Origin of the sequence: Bellilinea caldifistulae (genome assembly GCF_001306055.1) — a bacterium.
GTDB lineage: Bacteria > Chloroflexota > Anaerolineae > Anaerolineales > Anaerolineaceae > Bellilinea > Bellilinea caldifistulae.
Map to the genome: position 1 here is coordinate 196,565 of NZ_LGHJ01000013.1, position 21,700 is coordinate 218,264.

Here is a 21,700-nt window from a genome sequence, read left to right on the forward strand (position 1 = left end):
GAATCAGCGTACTTTCTTGAAGTCAATCAAAATCAGGTTTTTATCGCAGTCGGCAAAGGTATCAAACACAACCCGCTCGGAAAGAGGCAAATTGGCCTGATCCAACAACCGCACCGAAAGCAAGCCCCGCGAAGCAATTGGCTGATTGGCAATGGTAAATTCATAACCCGACGGGCCGTACTGGGCAGCCGTTCCGGTCAGACTGGTCATATCCACCCGCTTGCCGTCCAGCGTACCCCGCAGCCAGACCCGAATGCCGGTCACAGGGCGGTTCTGCTCATCTACTACCCGACCGGCCACACCCATCCAGCCACAGCCACGGCTGGCATCATAAAGATTGATCGAAATGGCCTGTGGATCACTCTGACGCATGAAAGTAAACCCTCCCGCCACATTGGTTTCGGTCGGTTCGGGCGTCTCCAGCTTTTCAATTGGCGTGCCAATAATCACAATGATCGGCTCTGTCGGTGTTGCCGTCGGGGGAGGAGTGGGGGAATAATCCGGTGTGGGGGACGGTGTCGGCGTCCATGTGGGAGGAAGCGCCAGCAGAGTTGATGTTGCAGTAGGCGCCTGGGCCAAAGCCGGCAAGGTTGGTGGCGGAAAAGGGTTCAAGGAAGACTGAGGATTGAGAAAAACCATCAGGAAAAACGAAGCTGTCAGGGGAATCAGGGCAATGACAAACACCGTGGCCAGATTCCACGGCAGGTCTCGATTGGATTTTCGGGGTTGGGGTCTATTCACGCACTACCTCCTCAGGGAGTTGGGTCGGTGAATTAATCATCTTTCACGGGTAGAGCATCTCAATTTGGGCCGCAGCACGCCGTGCTTCGAGCCATTCCTGGAGGATTTTTTGTTGCAAGGTCAAGCGGGCTTCTCCGCTCAAAGGGTGACTTTCATCCCGCTGTTCGACTTGAACGATATGGTATCCAAAATCGGATTCGATCACACCGCTGTATTCACCCGGTTGTAAACCGAATGCCGCCTCTTCTACCGCCGGAACGGTCAAAAAACCCCGCGGAAACCAGCCCAAATCGCCGCCGGTGAGCGGATCATACTGAAAAGCAAGGGTTGCAAAATCTGCGCCAGCCTGTAATTGGCGGTAGAGCGAATCGGCGGTGGAGCGCAAGCGTACCACGATTTGACGAGCTTTTACCTGTTCAATTTGGGGGGGTAAACTGGCCACCACTTGATCGCGCTGGCGGGCGGCTTCCATTGCCCGGCGCAGCGCAGACCGAAAAACGCCTTCTTCAGCATACCCCATTTGACTCAGCCAGTCTTCGAAAGCCTGCCGTCCTCCTGCGTCCTCAATCAGTTGCTGGATGCGGTTATTCAACTGTTCATCATCCACGCTAAAGCCATTCTCACGGGCAGCCTGCGCCAGTAAAGTTTGCTCAATCAGGTCGTTTGCCACGAGGCGAATTCGCTCTTCGTCACTGCGCTGAATGGCAAGGTCACGGTCGGCGGCTTCCAATTGAATCAGCGAAGCCTCAAACTCCCGCAACGCCACCCTTTCCCCGTTGATGATTAGGGCTGCCGGTTCAGGGGTTGCTGTGATGGTTGCCGTAGGGCTGGGTTCAACTGGCGGCTGGGGAGTCCGCTCTGCCTGCGCAGGAATGTCGGTAACAGTCGGTCTGCTACCGGTATTACAACCCGCCATAACCACCAGTAATAACACCCCCACTGCCAAAAATTTTTTCCAGTTTCTCCAATGGGCTAGATTCATGAAAAAAATTATAACCGATTTCAGGATAAAGCACCTCCCGCAGGTTGTCTGCGGGAGGTGTACCTTTCAGAATTGGAAAGGTTGACGGTTTAGTATTCCGGCATCGGCGGAGTTGCCGGTTTTTCCTTTTCGGGAACTTCGGTGATCAACGCTTCAGTGGTCAGGATCATGGCTGCGATCGAAGCAGCATTTTCCAATGCACCGCGGGTCACCTTGGCAGGATCAATCACGCCGCCTTTAACCATGTTCAGGTACTCATCGCGCAGCACATCGTAACCGATCTTGGGGTCGTTCTCGCGTTTCTGAGCCTGGCGTACGTTTTCAATGATCACGGAACCCTCTTTGCCAGCGTTTTCGACGATCTTGCGCATCGGAACTTCCAGTGCTTTGCGGACGATGTTGACCCCGATTTGCTCGTCCTCATATTCCATCTTCAACGTGTCCAGCACGGGGATGGCGTTGAGCAGTGCCACACCACCGCCGGGGACAATTCCTTCTTCCACCGCTGCCCGGGTAGCCGAGAGGGCATCTTCAACGCGGTGTTTCTTCTCTTTCAGTTCGGTTTCGGTAGCAGCACCGACGCGGATGATCGCCACACCGCCAGCCAGTTTCGCCAGACGTTCTTGCAGTTTTTCGCGGTCGTAATCGCTGGTGGTCTTTTCAATCTCAACCCGAATCTGCTCAATGCGTCCGCGGATTTCGGCTTCATTGCCTTTACCGCCCACAATCGTGGTATTGTCTTTGTCCGCCACCACTTTTTCAGCGCGGCCAAGGTCCGCAATCGTCGTGGTTTCCAGCTTGCGGCCGGTTTCCTCAGAAATCACGCTGGCACCGGTCAGGATGGCAATATCCTGCAGCATTGCCTTGCGGCGATCACCAAAGCCGGGGGCTTTAACCGCCAGCACGTTGAGCATTCCGCGCAGTTTGTTCAACACAAGGGTCGCCAAGGCTTCACCATCCACATCCTCGGCAATGATCACCAGGTCGCGTTTGCCAACCTGCACCAGTTTTTCGAGAATGGGGACAATATCCTGTGCAGCAGAGATTTTCTTGTCGTGGATGAGGATGTAAGGATCCTGAATGACGGCTTCCATGTGTTCAGGATCGGTGATGAAGTAGGGGGAGATGTAACCGCGGTCGAACTGCATACCTTCGACATATTCGGTCTCGAATTCCAGACCTTTGGATTCTTCGACGGTGATCACGCCATCTTTACCGACTTTATCCATCACCTCGGCAATCAGGTTACCAATGGTGCGGTCCTGAGCGGAAATGGTCGCAACATTGGCAATGTCCTCTTTGGTGGTGATGTCAATCGCCTGTTTGCGGATTTCTTCCGAGACCAGTTTTGCAGCGGCTTCGATACCGCGTTTGAGCAGCATGGGGTTGGCGCCGGCGGCTAATGTTTTTAGACCCTCGGTAACGATGGCATGCGCCAGCACGGTAGAGGTGGTGGTGCCGTCACCGGCAATGTCATTGGTTTTGGTGGCTGCTTCTTTGAGCAGCTGCGCGCCCATGTTTTCGAACGGGTCTTCCAGTTCGATTTCTTTGGCAACGGTCACACCGTCGTGGGTGATGGTGGGTGAACCGAACTTGCGGTCCAGTGCTACATTGCGGCCTTTGGGGCCCAGGGTGGTTGCCACAGCAGTAGCAACGATATCAATGCCGTTCTTCAGACGACGGCGAGCCTCTTCCGAAAATACCAGTTGTTTGGCTGCCATAGGTGTTCTCCTTTGATTATTTGATGATTTGAAAAATTACTTGGTTTCGACAATGGCGAGCAGGTCGCTCTCGCGCAGGATGAGCAATTTCTTGCCCTCAACCTTGATTTCGGTGCCTGCGTACTTGGCAAACAAAACTGTATCGCCCTCTTTCACATCCATCGGAATGCGTTTACCGTCTTCATCCCGATCACCAGGGCCGACCGAAAGAATGACACCCTTCTGGGGTTTTTCTTTTGCCGTTTCGGGAAGAACGATACCACCCGCAGTAACTTCTTCCTGTTCAATCGGTTCAACCACGACACGGCTGCCTAACGGTTTAAGATTGACACTCATACAAACCTCCCACTACTGAAATTCGATTGGATTGTGAACATTTTAGCACTCTCTTATCCTGAGTGCTAAACCAGTGCGTATCATACCCACCTTTGGAAGGAAAGTCAAGGGGTTTCGCGAATCTCTTACAAAATTCTGATATTTTTTAGCGGTTTATGGCGCTTGAATACCGTAAGAGGCGCAGATTTGCTCACTGGGGTCAATAATGGCGCGGATGGTCGGATCACTTCCGTAGCGAGCACGTACTTCCGCCAGCACCTTGACCGCCTCCTGACAGTAATCCAGACCGGGTCGGTGCATACCCGCCAGCACCGAACCGTAGGTATAGTAGTAGATCAAAGAAGCCGGCGATAATTCCAACCCCTGAATCTCAATCGGCGGGTCAACATCCGGGTTGCACTGGCGAACTTCGCAGGAAATCGCAGCATCACAGCCACGCACGGCGCATTGCAAAGCCGGAATGGCGCTTTCATAGTTTCGAGCGCGGAAGTAAACCAGGCCTAACTGGCCGTAAATATCCGGGTCTGCCGGCAGCATGCCCAATGCCGTCCGCACATTCAACGATGCCGCAAAGAATTCTCCCATCTGAGAATAGGTGCGCCCAATCGCCAGATAGGGGATGGGATCCTGTACGCCAATTTGTTTATTGATGGCTACCGCTTTGGCATAATACGAAAGAGCCTGTTCGTAGTACTCCTTTACCTCAGGGTGATCACTGCCAACCACTTCTGCCCTTTTCAAACCAAGCGTGCGGTAATTTGCCCCAATCCGAATGTAAAGCGGGGTAAAGTTGGGGGTAATTTCAGCCGCTTTCAGATATTCTTCAATGGCTGCCCGATAATCCCCCAGCGATTCCTGTACATACCCGCTCACGCGGTGAACATCCATCAAATCCGCTCCGCGTTCCAAAGCCTGGCGCATGCTCTCGTCGGCCTGCACGTATTTCTGCTGATCAATCAAGATTTCGGCGTAATAGGCATGGGCCAGCGCGTTATTGCTGTCAAATTGCAGCGCACGGATGACCGACTGCTCGGCTTCGTTGAGATAGCGTTGGGCATCTTCTCCGGCATACACCGAGTTCCAGTCATAAACAAAGGCGCGGATGGCCAGCACAAAAGAATCCTCCGGAGCCAGCTCGGTGGCTTTGTCAATGTTTTCGCGAGCAGCCCTCAGCCGTTCAACACGAATCGCATCGGTGGTGGAAAGACTGGAATAATAGGTTTGAATACGGGCCAGTTCGGCAATCAACCGCGCGTTGGTGGGTTCTAACTCCATCGCCCGTTGATAGGCTGCAATGGCAGCCGGCAAATTCCCAGCGACAAACTGGGTTTCCCCCTCCAGCGCGTATGAACGCGGAATCCGTGTTGGGGTTGGTGTGGGTAGAAACAGGGCTTCCACCTGACCGCTCTGGTAGCCCCGTAAAACAAATAGGCCCGCCATCAGCAACGCCAGTAAGAGGACAATCCGATAGGGGTTGCTGTGGCCATTTCGGTTTCTAAATATGGGGCGGTGGTTGTTTAAATCAATCATCTTTCCATCCCTGCCGTTTTTACGGCTCGGGTGTCGGGCTGGGGGTTGGCAGGCTGCCTTCGGCAACTTGCTGGCAAATATTGATGATTTCCTGCGCATTGGCGACCGAGACCTGCTCGATGGCCACCGTTTCCATCACGGCTCGGGCGATCAACAACGCCTCTCCGCATTGAGCCTGACGAGCTAACGCCAATCCGTAAATATAATAATATTCAGAGATCGGCCAGTACGAAAGCGGCAATCCCTCAACCACTTTTCCATCTTCGGTTGTACCTCCTTGTACCGCCAAACGGAGGGCTTGAATGGCGCGCGGGTAGTCACCGCGCCGGTAATGCATCACCCCCAAGTTACCGTAGAGATACGGGTCAGTGGGGTTATTCTCAATGGCTTTTTCTGCATATTGAATTGCGCTGGCAAACTCGCCCTGGATGAAATAAGTACGGGAAAGATAAGTCAACGGCAGCGGGTCGGTCGGGTTGAGGGTGCTGGCACTGGTAAAGGCGCGGATGGCTTTGGGGTAATCCCCCAATGCCCGGTAGTTCCTGCCAAGGTAGATATACAAATCGGAGATGTAGGGGTTTTGCGCAATGGCCGCTTCAAACTCGGCTACTGCTTCTTCGTAGTTGGTGGTAAATTCCAGCACCAGCCCCCGGGCGCGGTGAGTTTCCAGTGCATTTGGCGCCATGGACTGCGCCTTGCGTGAAAGCTCAATGGCGCGGTTCAGGGCATCGGGATCCCCGGCAGAGGACTGGGATTTCAACGCCAAAACCTCAGCCAGATAGGCGTATGGCACGGGGTTGTTCGGGTCGAGTTCAATCGCCTGATTGAGGGACGCTTCGGCATCCAGATAATTACCGCTCAAGCCCTGTGCGTATCCGCGTAACGCCAGTGCAGCAGCGTTGTTCGGGTTGATCACCAGCGCATTACCGGCGTTATCCACCGCCGCTTGATACTGGTTGGTGTACACCTGCAAGCGTGCAATATTCAGGTAAATGGTCGGATTATCCGAGTTGACCAGCAAAGCCGTCTGATACACCTGTATGGCTTGCTTGAACTTACCCTCGCGCACAAATTGTTCCGCCTCAGCCAGATAGGACTCCGGCGAGCGGGTAGGGGTCGGCGTAGGCACAAACAACGGGGGGGTTTGCGGCACCACTACCTGATTGATATAAATTCCTCCGCCAATCAGCAACAATAAAATGATCACGGTCAGCGGGTTGGAAGTCCGCCGACGGCGGTTCATTCTTAATCTACTACCTCGTAAATACATATCAGGGATATTACCATCAGATTTTAAGAAACGTCAAGCGCTGGCGTTGAAGCTTTAAGGCCTGGTTAATCTTTCCGGTTTTGGCTTGCCTGCTTTCTCACCAACGGCTAAAATGGAAGCATGCGTTTTGATGTTTTCAGCCTTTTCCCCGCGGTGATCCGCCCCTACCTCGAAATCAGCATCCTCCAGCGCGCCATTGAAAAAGGACTGCTGGAAGTCCATCTCCATGACATCCGCTCGTTTACGACGGACCGACACCACATCACCGATGATGCCCCTTTTGGCGGCGGTGGCGGGATGGTCATGAAACCGGAACCGATTTTTACCGCCGTGGAAAGCGTGCTGGGCAGCCCACCGGCCTGTCCGGTGATTTTGCTGACCCCTCAGGGCAGAACCTACACCCAGCAAGTGGCTGCCGAACTGGCTGCCTATCCTCACCTTGCCCTGTTGTGCGGACGATATGAGGGGATTGACGAACGAGTCCGCGAACATCTGGTCACCGATGAAATTTCCATCGGCGATTATGTGCTGACCGGTGGTGAACTGCCCGCCCTGATTCTGATCGACTCGATCACCCGCCTGATTCCCGGCGCGTTGGGCGACCCGGACGGCGCACAGGATGATTCCTTTGCCAGCGGTCTGCTGGAATATCCGCATTACACCCGCCCGGCAGAATTTCGCGGCTGGCGCGTGCCGGAGGTGCTGCTTTCCGGCAACCACGCCGAGATTGCCCGCTGGCGGCGTCAGCAAGCCCTATTGCGTACGTGGAAACGCCGCCCCGACCTGCTGGAAAAAGCCGATTTATCGGATAGCGACCGCCGGTTTCTGGCATCCCTTACAGACGAAAAAACCGACCAATCCCCCTCAACCTGAGGTACAAATCCATCTTTCATTCAAGAGGTGCTTTCATGACTCCCCGTTTCAGTTTCGGTAAAACCTTTCTGCTGGGATTTGGTTTTTTTGGCGTCAGCGTGATTTGGAGTGTGTATAACGCTTACGTCCCCATTTTTCTGGCCAACCGTTTCAATCTGGCACCCGCTCTGATCGGCTTTTTCATGACGCTGGATAACATTGCCGCCCTGTTGATTCAGCCGCCCATTGGAGCGTGGTCAGACCGTCTGCGCACTCCCATTGGACGGCGCATGCCCTTCATTCTGGTCGGCGCGCCGATTGGCGCGGTGGCTTTCGGTTTGATTCCGTTGCAGACCCTTCTGCCGTTGTTTGTTGCCTGTACCAGCACTTTGCTGCTCAGCATGGCATTGTGGCGCACACCGGTGGTGGCGCTCATGCCAGACATCACCCCATCCCAGTACCGCTCGCAGGCAAACGGCATCATCAATTTCATGGGCGGGGTCGGCGCCATCATCGCCTTTTTATTCGGGGCAACGCTGTACGAGATGAATCCGGCTTACCCGTTCTGGCTGGGCTCGGCACTGGTCATTCTGGCGACACTGATGGTGTTCATCTTCATCCGGGAGCCAAAAGAGTACGAAGTCACCGATAAAACCGAACCCAATTTGCTGGTCAGCCTGCAAAAGGTCATCCGGGAGGAGGAAAAATCCCCCCTGCGCATCCTGCTGGCAATTTTCTTCTGGTTTGTGGCCTACAACGCCATTGAAGCCTTTTTCACCCTCTACTCGGTCAATCATCTTGGGCTGTCCGAATCGGATGGCGCTCGATTGCTGGGGCAGCTTTCGCTCTTCTTTGTCATCATGGCCCTGCCGGCCGGTCTGATCGGCGGGCGAATCGGGCGGCGGCGTACGATTATGACCGGGATTGTGCTGCTGGCTTCCTGCATGCTGGCAATGTTTTTCGTCCCTGCGGATGTTCTGACCATCTCACTTGCCCGGCTGCCCGTCCTGGGTAATGTCCCCGTGGTTGGCACCATTCTCATGCTGGCCGGCGTTTCGTGGGCATTGATCAACATCAACTCGCTGCCGATGGTAGTGGACATGACCGATGACTTGCACATCGGCACCTACACGGGCTTGTATTATCTCTTTTCAACCATGGCGGCCATCCTTGGTCCGAATCTCAACGGCATCATCATCCAGTTGAGCGGTTCGAATTATGCACTGGTCATGCTTTTCGGTCCGCTTTTCATGTTGCTGGCCTTGATCATGATGCTGGGTGTTCGGCGCGGTGAAGCCAAAACCCGGACTTCTTGAACGGAAAACAGGTGTCAAGTGTCAACTTGTCATCTTTTCCAAAGCGTTGTATACTTGAAGCAAGTTGCGGGGGTTTTCTGAAACCCACCCATCGCAACCGAGTCGTCCCCAAATTCCAATCCTAATTTTTTGGAGGAGAAAAACACATGTTCAAAAAGCTCTACCTTGTTGTAGCAGTGTTGATCATTGCCAGCATGGCGCTTTCCGCCTGCCAGCAAGCAGCAACACCCGCCCCCCAGGAACCGGCTGCACCGAAAATCAAGGTCTGCCAGGTCACCGACACCGGCGGTATTGATGACAAATCCTTCAATGCCACCGCCTGGAAGGGTGTTGAAGACGCCATGAAGGAATTGGGCGTCGAAGGTAAATATCTGGAATCCCAGCAACAGACCGACTATGAAAAGAACATCAATGCCTTCATCGAAGATGGCTGCGATCTGATCGTCACGGTCGGCTTCCTGCTGGGTGATGCCACCAAAGCTGCCGCCGAAGCCAACCCCAATCAGAAATTCGCCATTGTGGACTTCGCCTACGATCCGACGATCCCCAACGTGCTCGGCTTGACCTTTGCAACCGATCAGGCTGCTTTCCTGGCGGGTTACGCCGCTGCCGGCGCTACCAAGACCGGTAAAGTGGGTACTTTCGGTGGTATCCAGATCCCGCCGGTAACCGTCTTCATGGACGGCTTCGCCCTGGGCGTCAAATACTACAACGAAAAACACGGTACCAACGTGGAAGTCCTCGGTTGGGACGTCGCCAATCAGACTGGCCTCTTCACCGGCAACTTCGAAAGCACTGATGACGGCCGCCAGCTGGGTCAAACCCTGATGGACGAAGGTGCCGACATCATCATGCCGGTAGCCGGCCCGGTTGGGTTGGGTACTGCCGCTGCCGTCCAGGAACGCGGTAACGCCTGGATCATCGGTGTGGATACCGACTGGACGATCAGCGCTTCGCAGTTCACCGATGTGATCTTCACCTCGGTGTTGAAGCGAATGGACAATGCCGTGTTTGAAGCTGCCAAAGAAGTTGTGGAAGGCACCTTCAAAGGCGGTCTGTATGTCGGCACGCTGGCGAATGACGGCGTGGGCATCCCCGAATTCCTGGCCGGCCGCATCTCCGACGACCTGAAGGCCGAACTTGAACAGGTCAAGGCCGATATCATCGCCGGCAAGATCAAGACAACCCCCTAATTCTCATCACCATACCCCATAACAAAGAAGGGCTGGCTTATGAAAGCCAGCCCCGATTTTTTTATTCCACAAGATTACTCCGCGCGACTTACGCGCCGGCCTTTCTGGCGCGGGGCGGTCTTGGGGTTAATCCGCCGCTGACGCACGGTCGTCTTGCCGGCATTGGGGCTCAGGATCAGAGACAATTGATTGAGGGCATTCAGGTCATATTCCCGCCGGCCACACACATCACATACCCACGCCGGAAAATCCGGCACGGTGATCAAATCCTCACCCAGCCAGGTGTAATATACCACCCGCGTGCGGTGCATCTGGCCTGCCTGACATTCGCTGCAGGGGATGAAAAATTCAGAGGGGAGCATTCTATTGCGGTCAAACTTCATGGCTGATTCTTCGCAATCACGGTAATTTGGGTGGTCAATACCTTCATCTCTTCCAATGGCCAGTATACCACGAATGCCTTGCCAACGATATTTTCAACCGGAACAAATCCCCAGGTATGCGAATCCGAGGACTGATTGCGGTTGTCACCCAGCACAAAAACCTTTCCTTCTGGCACCTGCCAGGAACCGGTGTACATGGGCGGAGCGTTGATATAGGGTTCCTTCAGAGGATATCCATTGACTTTCACCAATCCGTCGGCGATCTCCACAACATCACCGGGCAAACCAATCACCCGTTTGATGTAGTCCTCCTGCGGGCTGTAATGAAAGACAACTATATCCCCCCGTTTGATTTCACCGAAACGGTAGGCCAGTTTATGCACCAGCACAAATTCACCCGGTTTGAGAGTCGGCTGCATGCTGATATTTTCGACTCGCACGCGCGCCACTACTGCGTCAATCGCAAAATACAACACAAACGCCAATAGCAGCGTTTGGAAAATCTCCCCCAATGACTTCAACCAGGAAGAGGTCTTTTTTTCGCCAGTTTCGGGCGCTATTCCTTCACGCGGTTCAGGAATTGAAGATTGCACCGATCTCGCTCCACACCGATAACTTGATTGGAAAACTTCTTATCATGATCTTTGTTGATTATATGCCTGCCATCCAAAAGCGGCAAGGATTAATCCCTACGCAAGCGAACCCCACAGGCTCGGCAGAAAATATCACCGCTTTCAGCCCGCCGCCCGCATTGATGACAATATACCACACTGCTGGTTTCTTCCATCACGCTTACCGCTGGCGAGCGTTTGTGGCGGTAACGCCGAGTGGACGGACTGGCTTCCCGGTCACGCCGGATAAAAAACCAAGAAACCAGCACGACCAGTAAAACCCCGCCAACCACCAGAATAAATACCGGTAGAAGCCCGGAGGCCGAAGTTCGTCCAGGCGTGGTTTCATCCAGCGGCTGGGCCGGCTGAACCGGCAACATCCCCACCGAAAGCGAATCGTCGGCTTTTTCATAGCGCACATTGACTTTAAAGGTAGTGCCGGCATCCACTTTGCCCACCGGATTGGTAAAGTAGATAAAGCCATCACTAAGCCGCTGTCCGCCATCGAAACCGGGGTAAGCCTGCATTTTTTCGGCATTAGCCGGCTGCTGAACCGAAACAACCAGATTTTGAACGCTGAAATCGCCATTCCACTCATAGGTAAATTTTCTCAGCTGGCCTTCGCGTTCCAAACGAGGATCGTAGTACTCGACCTGCAAATTCGCCGAGGGGGTTGTAAAGTTGATCTGCAGCCAGTCACCGCGGACTTCGGTCGTGTAGGTCAGGTTATACAGCAAGCCGTCCACATCCTCCCATGCCACATTATACGGTGCGCCGGCCGCGCGGGGAAGGCGCAGGCTGATCTGAGCCGGCAGACTGACACTGGCTGCCAGAGTGAGCCGGTAAATCACCAGCACATCCGGCCGGTCAAACTCCGGTAGAATTTGAATCACCACACTATCCAGGGGTGTGTTACTCTGAGCCTGTACGGGTTGAGTGATCCACAACCCCAATAAAGCGATGAGGAGAATACCCTTCCGAAAAACCGACATCAAAGCCGTTCCTTCTTTGAAATATGGGTTATCTTACCATAATCTGTTCTTTTTTTGAAATCGCAGCACCTCAAAATCGAGTATAATTTTGAGGACTGGACAGGAAAGGAAGCAAGACCCTTGCGCCGAAGACGAACGGTCGAAGAACTCAGTGTCGAAGAGTTGAGGCAAATACTGGTGGAAAAGCGCCGGGCCGAACGCGAACAACGGCTGGAGCGCTTCCGCCGTACTGGCAGGGTGGTGCGGGTTGAACCTCAACCGAATGTTTCGGCATTCCAGTCCATCCAGCCGTTTGACGAGGTGGAAAGCGACTTTGAGCAGGCATCTCCCCGCCGTAAATCCAACCGCTGGTTGGATCGTCTATTGCTTTTCGTAGAAATTGCAGCGGTACTGGGACTGGCATTTGTGCTGCTCAACGGCATGAATCTGATTCGTAGTCTCAATCAAGAAGTGGCAGCCGCTTTGCAGCAGCCGACCTTCACCCCCACTCCGCTCATTCAGGCAGTGGTGCTGCCCTCCGGTCATACCCCGCCCAACTCGCCGGGCGGGGTACGCCCCAACGACGCCGAAATCCCCGAACACCTGCGTCCGCTGGTACAGACCTTTGCCAGCCTGCCGGTCCCCACTCCCAGCCCGGAACAAGCCGTCCGCATCCAGATCCCTGCCATTGGCGTGGATGCACCAGTCGTACAGGGAGACGGCTGGGAACAACTCAAAAAAGGGGTTGGCACAATGATTGGCTCACCCAATCCGGGGCAGAAGGGCAATCTGGTGCTTTCAGCCCATAACGATGTCTTCGGTGAAATCTTTCGGGATTTAGACAAACTCAAAAAAGGCGACGAAATCATCATTTACACCAGCCAGCGGGCATTCGTCTATGTAGTCCAGCAATCTCAAATTGTGGAACCAACCCGTGTTGAGGTACTTGCTCCTACTCGCGAGGCAGTGGTCACGTTGATTTCCTGTTACCCATACATGGTAGATACCCAGCGGATTGTAGTGACCGCTAATTTTGTCGAACAAAGATAAAAAATTTTAATGAGGAGTTTTGAATGAGCAAGAAACAAAAACGCCGCGTTTCATCCAGCGAATCCATCAGTCGCGAAAGTCCTGCCAAAAGCAGCCAGGCTCCTACCGGGCGCTACTCAGCCAGCGCCGAGTTCAACCCGGATTACACCCCAATCATCAAGGACTTAAAACGAATCGGTGTTCTGGCCGGTTCTTTTATCGCGCTCCTGATAGTTTTGTCTTTCTTTTTGCGTTAGGTTGACCGGACAGCCAAAGGTACCCCGTAACTCAACCGCCGGTTGCAACCGCGACCAGTGTCAGGCGGTCACCATCTTTGGGCGTATCGTCCATCCGAAAGGCTGGCTGAGCCATCTCCCCGTTGATGATGAACAGGTTGGAATTCAATAAGGACTTTTTATCATCCTGAATGATGATCCCAACCATATCCGGGTATCGCTCGGCCAGCCATTCAACGATTTGTCCGTAAGTAATCCCGCGTGGAAATTCCACTTCAATCGCCGGTGTACCGGCGATATATTTTGCCAGATTGGTGAATTCAATCGTAATCCGAATGGTATTTGGAAGGCTGGCGTTCATCATTACTTAAAACAGAAAGAGAACAAAACAGCCCCCAGAGAAGTTCCCACCCACCAGTAATCCTGCATCACCTGGGGAAATGAAGTTGCCTGGCGGGCGGCCAACCCCACCAGCATCAGAGCAACCGCAATTCCAACCAGCACCCAGCTGCGAATTTCATATCTTGGCTTGTTCGGGTCTGGCAGAGCAACTTTGGCGCCTTTTCCGGCCTTTTTGGCTTTAAGAGCCTGTTCGCGCTCCAGCCGTCGTTTTCTACCGCGCAGCATGGCCAGCCGCAGATAAAAGAATAACATGGCCACTGCCGTGATCACCAGTCCAAAATCAAATTTCATTCCAATCCTCCAAAGTCCTTCTTCCAGACGTATTTGAGAACCGTATTGTAAAAAGTCTGCAGGGAAGGTTTTGGGCCTTCCTTTATCCGCAGCATTCTGCAGCGCGGCGTGATTTCTACAAACATCGTCCCGCTTTCACTCATTTCGGTTGGCACTTTTTCTAGTGCGAATACACGGGTATTCGGCAGGCGCACCATCGGCAGGCGCTTTTCGGGCGTCTGCACCAGCGCCATCATGTAAAATTCATAATTGACCGTTGGAGTAGGCAAGCGCACCAATACTACCCGTGACTTTTTTTCCGGCACCTCGCGGAGTTCATATTGAGCGCCGGCAAATGAAGAGCATTTGGAATCATCCAGGCGCTCCCCCACATGATCCCACCAGAATTTGAGGAACTTCAACCCATCCCGTTCAAGATATTCCAAAAAACCTTTGGTTTGAGAATGAAACAGAGTCGGCAGGGCTTCGTGGCAAAAGTTATAGTGCTGGCTCTTGTTTTTATCCATATTCCGCTCCTCAATCAAGTTTTTGAATTTCTGCACTCAGAAATTCATCGAACGTGGTGGGGTTTCTCCCTAAAAGCATCCTCAAGACATTCGGGTTGCCGCGCATGCCGTAATTTTCGTAGTAAAGAAACATTTTCAACAGGGTATTGACCGCATATTCCGACATGCCCCCCGCCAGCATTTTACGCTGCCAGGCATCACGGTCTATCTCTACTGCTTCAACGGGTTTCCCAAGATACTGAGAAAGCCTTTGAGCCGCTTCTCGGGCCGAGAGAGCTTCCGGGCCGCATAATTCGTAAATGGCACAGGAATGGGATTCTTCCAGCAGCACGCTCGCCGCGGCCTCGGCCACATCCGCTAAATCCACCTGACTGAGCGGCGCATCAATCGAATAAGGAATGCCGTAAACCCCATCCCGCTCAATGGACTGCCAGTAGCCCAGAAGATTCTGCATGTAAACAGCCGGTTGAAGAATGGTAAAATCCACCCCACTGGTGAACAAGCGCTCTTCAACCCGCAGTTTCTGCCAGTGATGCGGCATTTCCTCCGCCTGGGGGTGCAGCACCGAATGATAAACAAACCGCAGCACTTCATTGGAACGGGCGGCCCGGATCAGGTTTTCGGCTATGCGCAGTTCATCCGGGTGCATGTTCGGCGGAATGTGATAAACCACCCGGATTCCCCGCATGGCTCGCTCCGCCAGCGAAAAATCCAGCAGATCACCTACGATGAAGTCATCTACGCCCATCTGGCGGAGGGGCGCCGTGTTAGCATCCCGACGCACCCACGCCCGAAGTGCTGCGCCCTTCTCGATCAGCGCTGCACACACCGCCAGGCCGGTTTTACCGCCAGCGCCGGTTATAAGAATTTTGTCGGTTTCACTCATCATCGCGTATTATATTCCAAAAAGGCTCCCGATGTCCGGGTGACGACATCGGGAGCCAGGTTAATTGGGTTGAACGCCGTTATAACCCTTGTTCAGCCCGTTTATCTCGTCAGCATCCCCAATCAGACGTTGGGATTGAGCCGTTCAACCGGGGGTTTCCAGACGTTGGTGATCAGGTTCAAAATGATACCAACCACCGCGCCGGTCGCAATGGAAGGCCAGCCGAAGGGGAACAGACCCTTGAGGATCGGGATCGGCAGGAAACCGCCTTCGTAACCGATGTTACCACCAATACCGATGATCAGGATGGTCGCGCCGATCGCCAGTTGCTTGGGATCGAACAGGTTGACCTTCTCCGCCAGCATCAGCGCAATACCCTGCATGCCGATGACGCCGAACAGGTAGATGGACAAACCACCGGATACGGCGGTTGGGATGGTGGACACCAGATCCGCCAGCGGGCCGATGAAGCCCAGCAGCACCGAGATCAAACCTGCTGTGATCAGTACCGGGCCGGAGTAGTTGCGGGTGATCACCATCAGCGAGTTATTTTCACCGTAGTTGGTACCTGCGGTCGAACCGAAGATACCGTTGACGAGATCGTTCAAACCGTCAATCATCAGGTTGATGCCGATATAGCGGTTCAGGCGCAGTTTTTCGCGGCCCTGTTCCTCTGCAAGGTGATCCACATACAGGCTGATCTGGTACAGGTGCGCCGTGGATTCGGGAATGGTGGCAATCGCCATCACGCCCACACCGAAGATCACCGTCAGGGTCAGGTCACTGGCGAAATTGGGGAAAGTGAATTGCGGGGCGCGGAACAGCGCCGATTGACCGAGCAGCGAGAAATTGACCAGATCAAACGGAATGGCCACAATGTAGCCGACAATCGCCGCCAGCAAAATCGGCAGCATGCCGATGAAGCCCTTCCCCTGCAGATAAACCGAGAAAATGAAGGCCGAAAGCAGGGTGATCAGGGAAACCGTCCACCAGGTCATGTCGCCGGTCAGAATACCGCCGGCCACACCGGAGGACATGTCCAGCGCTGCTTTACCGAGGCCGATACCGATGGTGCAGGCTACCGAACCGGTCACCACGGGGGGCAGCACTTTATCGAGGGCTTCTTTACCGCCGGAAAGCCGGATGATCAAGCCGACAATGACGTTGATCGTACCGGTTGCGATGAAACCGGTTTGAACAATGGACAGCAAAGCCGGGTCGGCCGGTACGCCAAAAGTCGGTTTGGTGATGGCAGTGACGGCCGCAATGTAGCTGAAGGACGAACCGTAGTACAGCGGGATGTAATTGCCGATGGCCAGTTTGGAGGCAATCAGCGCAACCACCGTACCAAAACCGGTTACCGTCAACACCGTGCTGACCGGGAAGCCCATCAGCAGCGCGCACAAGACCGTGGCCGGGAACATGGTGATCACGTGCTGGAAACCCAGCAGGATCATACGCCCAATCGGCGGGGTATCCTGTGGCAGGTAACCCAGAACGGCTGGTTTTTGAACATCAGTTGCCATTGAAGTCTTCCTCCCTTGAAGAAAGAATGGATAGAATAAATTGAAAACTGTGGGTTGGGAATTGGGTCCGGAACAACTGTCCGTATTCGTTCAGGTACAATCCTCTCCTCCTTGCGGATTTAAGTGGACATCCGAACCGCGCTTTGGGTGTAAAAACCAATCCTGTCCTCGATAGACACCTCCTTTCTTATATTCAGCGGATCAACCGCTGCAACCTCGGAACAAAACAGCCAGAAGAACCAACACAGCCACCAGAGGGATGATGTACATGAGCAGGCGAACCTCTGGTATTTTAGTTAAACCCCCCGCCATGTCTTTGGCTACGGCAGCGGCAAATTCTGTTTCGGACGGGGGTTTGAAGTCAACAACCTCGCTGCCGCTGGCTTTGGCAGCAAGGCGGGCTTCCAATGCTTTATCCAGCACTTCGAACGCCTGGCGGATCATGGTTTTGGCAACCGAGTCGATCATCCGCTGGCCAACGCTTGCCAGCGCGCCGCCGATGTTCATCTCTCCTTCATATTTCATCAGGGTTGTACCATCCCCTTGATCAATGAACTGCACTCTCCCGACACCTTTGGCAAAACCGGGCGTGCCGCGCCCATCCACGGTCAGCGTGCAGGACTCGGGTTCGACCACATCGGAAATCACCAGTTTTCCGGTAAAAGAACCGGAAACCGGGCCGATCCGCACGTTCATTGCGCCTTCGTATTCATTTTCGGCGACCATCTCCAGCTTTTGGGTGCCCGGCAAGGCACTGGCTAACACTTCGGGATCGTAGAACATTTCCCAGACTGCTTCACGGGGACCGTTAAAAACGTGCTCGCCTTCCAGTTTCATTATAAGTTTTCCTCCATCAATGATAAGGTAAAGTTGGATTTTGGATGCGAAATCCATTCATGGCGAAGGGCGTCAAGCGCCCTTCGCCTGCTGAACATAGGTGAAAATGCGGCTGGGTGAAAGCGTATCACGATCAAACTCCACCCCGGTTTCTTGCAGCGCATTTTCAACAGCCTGCACAAACACGGAGGGAATCGGAATCGCGCCGGCTTCACCAACACCCTTGATGCCTAACGGATTGAGCGGCGAGGGTGTTTCCATATGACCCAACACCAGTTTCTTGGGCATATCGGTTGCCTGCGGGAAGAGGTAATCCATGAACGAGGCAGTTACGAGCTGGCCGTTCTCGTCGTAAATCAGCTCTTCGTAGAAGGCATCGCCGATGCCCATCTGGATACCGCCGTGAATCTGACCATCTACCACCATGGGGTTGACCGGCGTACCACAGTCATGGACGAAAGCCATTTTTTCCAGACTGACCTGCATCGTCTCCGGGTCCACTTCGATAATCAATCCCACTGCACCAGCGCCGGTTGCACCATAGGGCGGGCCGTAGTAAGCCACCGCTTCCAGACCGGGTTCGGCGCCGGGCTCCATCGTACCGCGCATCGGGTTGGCCAGGTTCGCCAGATCACCCAGCGAGATAAATTTAGAAGGAATATCGGCAACTCGCACCACGCCATCAGCCAGTTCCAGCTCTTCCTCCGGCGCTTCCAGAATCTTGCTCGCCAGTTTGAGGGCTTTCTGGCGCACTTTTTGAGCGGCCAGATGGGTAGCCGTACCGGCCACCGTAATGCCGCGACTGGCAAACGTGCCGGCTCCCCAGCCAAAGTAACCGGTATCCCCGGTGATCACTTTGACATCTTTCACATCCACCCCCAGTTGATCGGCAACAATTTGGGCAAAGGTCGTGTAATGCGCCTGTCCCTGGGAGGTGTAACCCGTGGTAACCACCACCTTGCCGTTGCCGCCAACCGTCACACGGGCACCTTCGTAGGGTCCAACGCCCGTGCCTTCGCTGAAGCAGGCCACGCCAATACCCACCTTCTTGCCCTGGGCGCGCAGTTTGGGCTGCACTTCATTGACAAATTTGTCGTACTCGATCAATTCAAGGGTCTTTTGAAACGAGGTCGGGTAATCTCCACTATCCAGCACGCCCTCTACAAAGTCCTGCCCAATGATGCTGGTGTAGTAAGGATAAGCATTCGCCGGCAGCAGATTCTTGCGGCGGATTTCTACCGGGCTCATCCCCAGTTCTCTGGCAGCTGCGTCCAGCATGCGTTCCATCACAAACACGCCGTATTGGCGGCCGGCGCCCCGTACCGGCGTTACGATCATCTGGTTGGTGAATACCACATAGAACTCGGTCAGGAAATTCGGAACGCGGTAATTGGTGACTGTATGGGTTTGGGAATTGAGCGGCACGGTCATCATATAGGGATTGTACGCCCCAGTGTTGTGGTAGAAAAAGTCCTTCAGGCCAACAATCGTACCATCCCGCTTGACCGCAAGTTCGCAATAATGCACCTGATCGCGTTCCGAGGTGGTGGCTAAAAAGTTTTCGCGCCGGTCTTCAACCCACTTGATAGGCCGATCCAATTTCATCGCCAGATAGGTAATCAGGACATCATCCGGCAGTGAGGTGTTAATTTTCGGGCCAAAACCGCCGCCGGTGTTGGGGGTGATCACCCTCACCTGACTTTCGAACAATCCCAGCCGGGCGGCAGTCTGATTGCGCAATGCAATCACCGATTGGGTGCCGCACCAGATGGTCATTTGTTTGGCGTGTTTATCCCACTGGACGATGATGCCACGGTTTTCCATTGCCGCGCCGGCGTTGCGATTGATGAAGAACTTTCGTTTGATCACCAGGTCGGCTTCTTTGACTGCCTCCTCCCACGAACCACGCTCCTGACGCACATGGCCGGCTTCGTTGGAAGGCAGGTCTTCATGCACCAGCGGCGAGCCGGGCTGAAGCGCCTTTTCCAGATCCACCACAGCTTCTAACGGCTCGTAATCCACGTAGATCAGGTCGCAGGCATCTTCGGCAATGTAACGCGATTCGGCGATGACAATGGCAACCGGTTCACCGGCGAAACGAACTTTATCTTTGGCTATCGGCATGGTTGTGCGTGCCACGTAGGTTGCGCCTTTGATTGCCGTGGGGGGCGGTACTTGCAGCGGCCCGGGTTTGATGTAATCGCCGAAATCTTCGGCAGTATAAACACCGATGACCCCCGGCAGTTTGCGGGCTTCGCTCACATCAATACTTTTGATACGGGCATGAGCGTAATCCGAGCGTTTGAAAGCGGCGTGAAGCATACCCGGAAGTTCGATATCATCCAGAAATTGAACATTGCCGGTGATCAATTCCGGGTCTTCGAGCCGTAAAATGGATTGATGAACGTATTTACCTGCCACGGTTGCTTCTCCTTTCATCCACTAATGAGACGCCATCTTCTGGGCAGCCAGCTTCACCGCCTCGATGATGTTGAAATAGCCGGTACAGCGGCAGAAGTTGCCATCAATCGCCTCACGGATTTCTTCTTCGGTTGGATTGGGGTTATCCCCCAGATAATCCACCAGCGTCATCAGAAAACCGGGTGTGCAAAAACCGCACTGCAAAGCATGTTTTTCGATGAAGGCTTGTTGGATCGGGTGCAGGTTGTCCGGGGTTCCCAGCGATTCAACCGTTTGAATTTCGTGTCCATCTGCCTGAACGGCAAAGATGGTGCAGGAACGCACCGCCTCGCCGTCCATCAAAACGGTACAAGCCCCACACAACCCATGTTCGCAGCCGACATGCGTACCGGTCAAACCAAGGTCATGGCGGATAAAATCGCTCAGCAGAAGACGGGGCTCAACCTCGCGTTCATACTGCTTGCCATTGACGGTAACATTAATTTTGACTGTTTGAGCCATGTCATCCTCCTTTTACTTTGCTCGCTCGAAGGCTTCGGTCAGGCCGCGTCTCACCAGCACTTTGACCAGATGCCGCCGGTATTCTGCCGTGCCGTGTATATCCGTGCCGGGGTCAACTTCATCTTTGGAGATTTTCTCCGCCACTTCGGCAATCGCCTCGGCCGTTGGCACATTTCCCACCAGAATCTTGCGAGCGGTCTGGGAAAGAATGGGGGTTTCCCCGACACTGAACAGAACGACCCGCACATCCTTGCAGCGTTTGTTCTCGTCCACCACCACCACACTGATCACGGCTGCCTGTGCGTAACCGCCTTTCTGGCGGGAGACCTGCTGGTAAGACGCCCCGCTGCCTTTGGCCATGGGCGGCAGGACAACCTCCGCCAGCATTTCTTCCGGTTCCAGCACGGTCATAAACGGACCCATGAAGAAATCCTCGGCATTGACCCAACGTTCACCGCCCTGTTTGCGAACCAGAAAACGAGCCTGTAAGGCTACCGATAAAGCCGGGATCTGAGCGGCCGGGTCGGCGTGAGCAATTGCCCCGCCGAACGTGCCCCGATTGCGGATCTGCGGATGGGCAATATGTTTAACCACATAAGGGACAATTGGAAAACGCTCGGACACCAGCGGGTCTTTTTCCACCACACTGTCGCGGGTCATCGTCCCAATTGCCAGCCCGCCGTCACTGGTGGGTTTGATATAAAACAATTCTTTTACCTTGTTCAGGTCAACCAGCGCTGCCGGACGAGCCATGCGAAAGTTCATCGCCGGAATCAAACTTTGACCGCCGGCCAGCACCTTCCCGTCATACCCAAGAGATTGCAGGGTAGCGAGCGCCTCTTCCACGCTGGTCGGTGCATAATACTCAAAAGGTGCCGGTTTCATTTATTCATTACCTCCTCAAGAGGGCTGCCAGCAGTCCTCTGTTGAATTGATGTAAAAAATGGGGAAAAATGCATGTTTATGCACAACCATTAATCGGAGATTAATATTATGGCGGCAGCCCTCAAAAATTGCAACTATTTGAGGGCTGAGATTGTTGAAAAACAAACAACTGGGATTGACGAAAAGGGGAAAACCTTAATACAATCGAACCAAACCACTTTGGAGATCAGCGGGATGGAAAAGCAGCGTTTCGAAGAAACCGGCAAAGGATCAT

General features: G+C 54.0%; 23 protein-coding genes. 5 read left to right on the top strand and 18 right to left on the bottom strand.

Going from position 1 to position 21,700, the window contains the following annotated elements:
• Positions 1-3: 3 nt before the first annotated feature.
• From AC812_RS08330 to AC812_RS08355, 6 genes are all read right to left on the bottom strand, one after another.
• Positions 4-741 carry a hypothetical protein gene (locus AC812_RS08330; protein ID WP_061918401.1) on the bottom strand — a complete coding sequence of 246 codons (738 nt, stop codon included), beginning with the start codon at positions 739-741 and terminating at the stop codon, positions 4-6.
• Between the two features lie 43 nt (positions 742-784).
• On the bottom strand, positions 785-1,723 hold the full coding sequence (locus AC812_RS08335) for a peptidylprolyl isomerase (protein ID WP_061918404.1): 939 nt from the start codon (positions 1,721-1,723) through the stop codon (positions 785-787).
• Between the two features lie 89 nt (positions 1,724-1,812).
• On the bottom strand, positions 1,813-3,444 hold the full coding sequence (gene groL / locus AC812_RS08340; RefSeq protein WP_061918406.1) for a chaperonin GroEL: 1,632 nt from the start codon (positions 3,442-3,444) through the stop codon (positions 1,813-1,815).
• 36 nt (positions 3,445-3,480) lie between these two features.
• The gene (gene groES, locus AC812_RS08345) at positions 3,481-3,780 is read right to left on the bottom strand and encodes a co-chaperone GroES (protein WP_061918408.1); all 300 of its coding nucleotides are present in this window, start codon (positions 3,778-3,780) and stop codon (positions 3,481-3,483) included.
• Between the two features lie 153 nt (positions 3,781-3,933).
• The gene (locus tag AC812_RS08350; RefSeq protein ID WP_061918410.1) at positions 3,934-5,310 is read right to left on the bottom strand and encodes a tetratricopeptide repeat protein; all 1,377 of its coding nucleotides are present in this window, start codon (positions 5,308-5,310) and stop codon (positions 3,934-3,936) included.
• 19 nt (positions 5,311-5,329) lie between these two features.
• Complete coding sequence (locus AC812_RS08355) at positions 5,330-6,553, bottom strand: tetratricopeptide repeat protein (RefSeq protein ID WP_061918412.1); 1,224 nt, start codon at positions 6,551-6,553, stop codon at positions 5,330-5,332.
• Between the two features lie 147 nt (positions 6,554-6,700).
• Here AC812_RS08355 and trmD point away from each other — a divergent pair, with 147 nt between their 5' ends.
• The 3 genes from trmD to AC812_RS08370 all read left to right on the top strand — a co-directional run bounded on the left by trmD (position 6,701) and on the right by AC812_RS08370 (position 9,941).
• Entirely contained in the window at positions 6,701-7,453 is a 753-nt protein-coding gene (trmD, locus tag AC812_RS08360; RefSeq protein ID WP_061918415.1) for a tRNA (guanosine(37)-N1)-methyltransferase TrmD, read from the top strand.
• A 35-nt stretch (positions 7,454-7,488) separates the two neighbouring features.
• Positions 7,489-8,748 (top strand): SLC45 family MFS transporter, encoded by a 1,260-nt coding sequence (locus AC812_RS08365; protein WP_061918417.1) that lies wholly within the window; start codon positions 7,489-7,491, stop codon positions 8,746-8,748.
• Between the two features lie 146 nt (positions 8,749-8,894).
• Entirely contained in the window at positions 8,895-9,941 is a 1,047-nt protein-coding gene (locus AC812_RS08370) for a BMP family lipoprotein (RefSeq protein ID WP_061918419.1), read from the top strand.
• A gap of 74 nt (positions 9,942-10,015) precedes the next feature.
• Here the strand turns inward: AC812_RS08370 and AC812_RS08375 are convergent, their stop codons facing one another.
• The 3 genes from AC812_RS08375 to AC812_RS08385 all read right to left on the bottom strand — a co-directional run bounded on the left by AC812_RS08375 (position 10,016) and on the right by AC812_RS08385 (position 11,927).
• Positions 10,016-10,324: a YgiT-type zinc finger protein gene (locus tag AC812_RS08375; protein ID WP_061918421.1), complete on the bottom strand. Its 309-nt coding sequence runs from the start codon at positions 10,322-10,324 to the stop codon at positions 10,016-10,018.
• Positions 10,321-10,917 (bottom strand): signal peptidase I, encoded by a 597-nt coding sequence (gene lepB, locus AC812_RS08380; RefSeq protein ID WP_236839272.1) that lies wholly within the window; start codon positions 10,915-10,917, stop codon positions 10,321-10,323. Before lepB ends, AC812_RS08375 begins: the two co-directional genes overlap by 4 nt.
• Before the next feature lie 89 nt (positions 10,918-11,006).
• Positions 11,007-11,927 carry a zinc ribbon domain-containing protein gene (locus AC812_RS08385; protein WP_061918422.1) on the bottom strand — a complete coding sequence of 307 codons (921 nt, stop codon included), beginning with the start codon at positions 11,925-11,927 and terminating at the stop codon, positions 11,007-11,009.
• Between the two features lie 120 nt (positions 11,928-12,047).
• Between AC812_RS08385 and AC812_RS08390 the strand changes: the two genes are divergently transcribed.
• Positions 12,048-12,956: a sortase gene (locus AC812_RS08390; RefSeq protein ID WP_061918424.1), complete on the top strand. Its 909-nt coding sequence runs from the start codon at positions 12,048-12,050 to the stop codon at positions 12,954-12,956.
• Positions 12,957-12,979: 23 nt separating this feature from the next.
• Positions 12,980-13,192 (top strand): hypothetical protein, encoded by a 213-nt coding sequence (locus tag AC812_RS08395; protein ID WP_061918426.1) that lies wholly within the window; start codon positions 12,980-12,982, stop codon positions 13,190-13,192.
• Between the two features lie 31 nt (positions 13,193-13,223).
• Here AC812_RS08395 and AC812_RS08400 read toward each other — a convergent pair whose 3' ends face one another.
• The 9 genes from AC812_RS08400 to AC812_RS08440 all read right to left on the bottom strand — a co-directional run bounded on the left by AC812_RS08400 (position 13,224) and on the right by AC812_RS08440 (position 21,426).
• A complete protein-coding gene (locus AC812_RS08400; RefSeq protein ID WP_061918428.1) occupies positions 13,224-13,532 on the bottom strand; it encodes a MoaD/ThiS family protein in 309 nt (102 codons plus the stop codon).
• 2 nt (positions 13,533-13,534) lie between these two features.
• Positions 13,535-13,864 carry a hypothetical protein gene (locus AC812_RS08405; protein ID WP_061918430.1) on the bottom strand — a complete coding sequence of 110 codons (330 nt, stop codon included), beginning with the start codon at positions 13,862-13,864 and terminating at the stop codon, positions 13,535-13,537.
• On the bottom strand, positions 13,861-14,370 hold the full coding sequence (locus AC812_RS08410) for a hypothetical protein (RefSeq protein WP_062158860.1): 510 nt from the start codon (positions 14,368-14,370) through the stop codon (positions 13,861-13,863). Before AC812_RS08410 ends, AC812_RS08405 begins: the two co-directional genes overlap by 4 nt.
• A 10-nt stretch (positions 14,371-14,380) precedes the next feature.
• Positions 14,381-15,259: an NmrA family NAD(P)-binding protein gene (locus AC812_RS08415; protein ID WP_061918434.1), complete on the bottom strand. Its 879-nt coding sequence runs from the start codon at positions 15,257-15,259 to the stop codon at positions 14,381-14,383.
• Positions 15,260-15,378: 119 nt separating this feature from the next.
• Positions 15,379-16,782, bottom strand: a complete 1,404-nt coding sequence (locus AC812_RS08420; protein WP_082149167.1) for a uracil-xanthine permease family protein — start codon at positions 16,780-16,782, stop codon at positions 15,379-15,381.
• A 201-nt stretch (positions 16,783-16,983) separates the two neighbouring features.
• Positions 16,984-17,619 carry an SRPBCC family protein gene (locus AC812_RS08425; RefSeq protein WP_061918436.1) on the bottom strand — a complete coding sequence of 212 codons (636 nt, stop codon included), beginning with the start codon at positions 17,617-17,619 and terminating at the stop codon, positions 16,984-16,986.
• A 72-nt stretch (positions 17,620-17,691) separates the two neighbouring features.
• The gene (locus AC812_RS08430) at positions 17,692-20,040 is read right to left on the bottom strand and encodes a xanthine dehydrogenase family protein molybdopterin-binding subunit (protein WP_061918463.1); all 2,349 of its coding nucleotides are present in this window, start codon (positions 20,038-20,040) and stop codon (positions 17,692-17,694) included.
• A gap of 21 nt (positions 20,041-20,061) precedes the next feature.
• Positions 20,062-20,541 (bottom strand): (2Fe-2S)-binding protein, encoded by a 480-nt coding sequence (locus tag AC812_RS08435; protein ID WP_061918438.1) that lies wholly within the window; start codon positions 20,539-20,541, stop codon positions 20,062-20,064.
• Between the two features lie 12 nt (positions 20,542-20,553).
• The gene (locus AC812_RS08440) at positions 20,554-21,426 is read right to left on the bottom strand and encodes an FAD binding domain-containing protein (RefSeq protein ID WP_061918440.1); all 873 of its coding nucleotides are present in this window, start codon (positions 21,424-21,426) and stop codon (positions 20,554-20,556) included.
• Between the last annotated feature and the right edge of the window lie 274 nt (positions 21,427-21,700).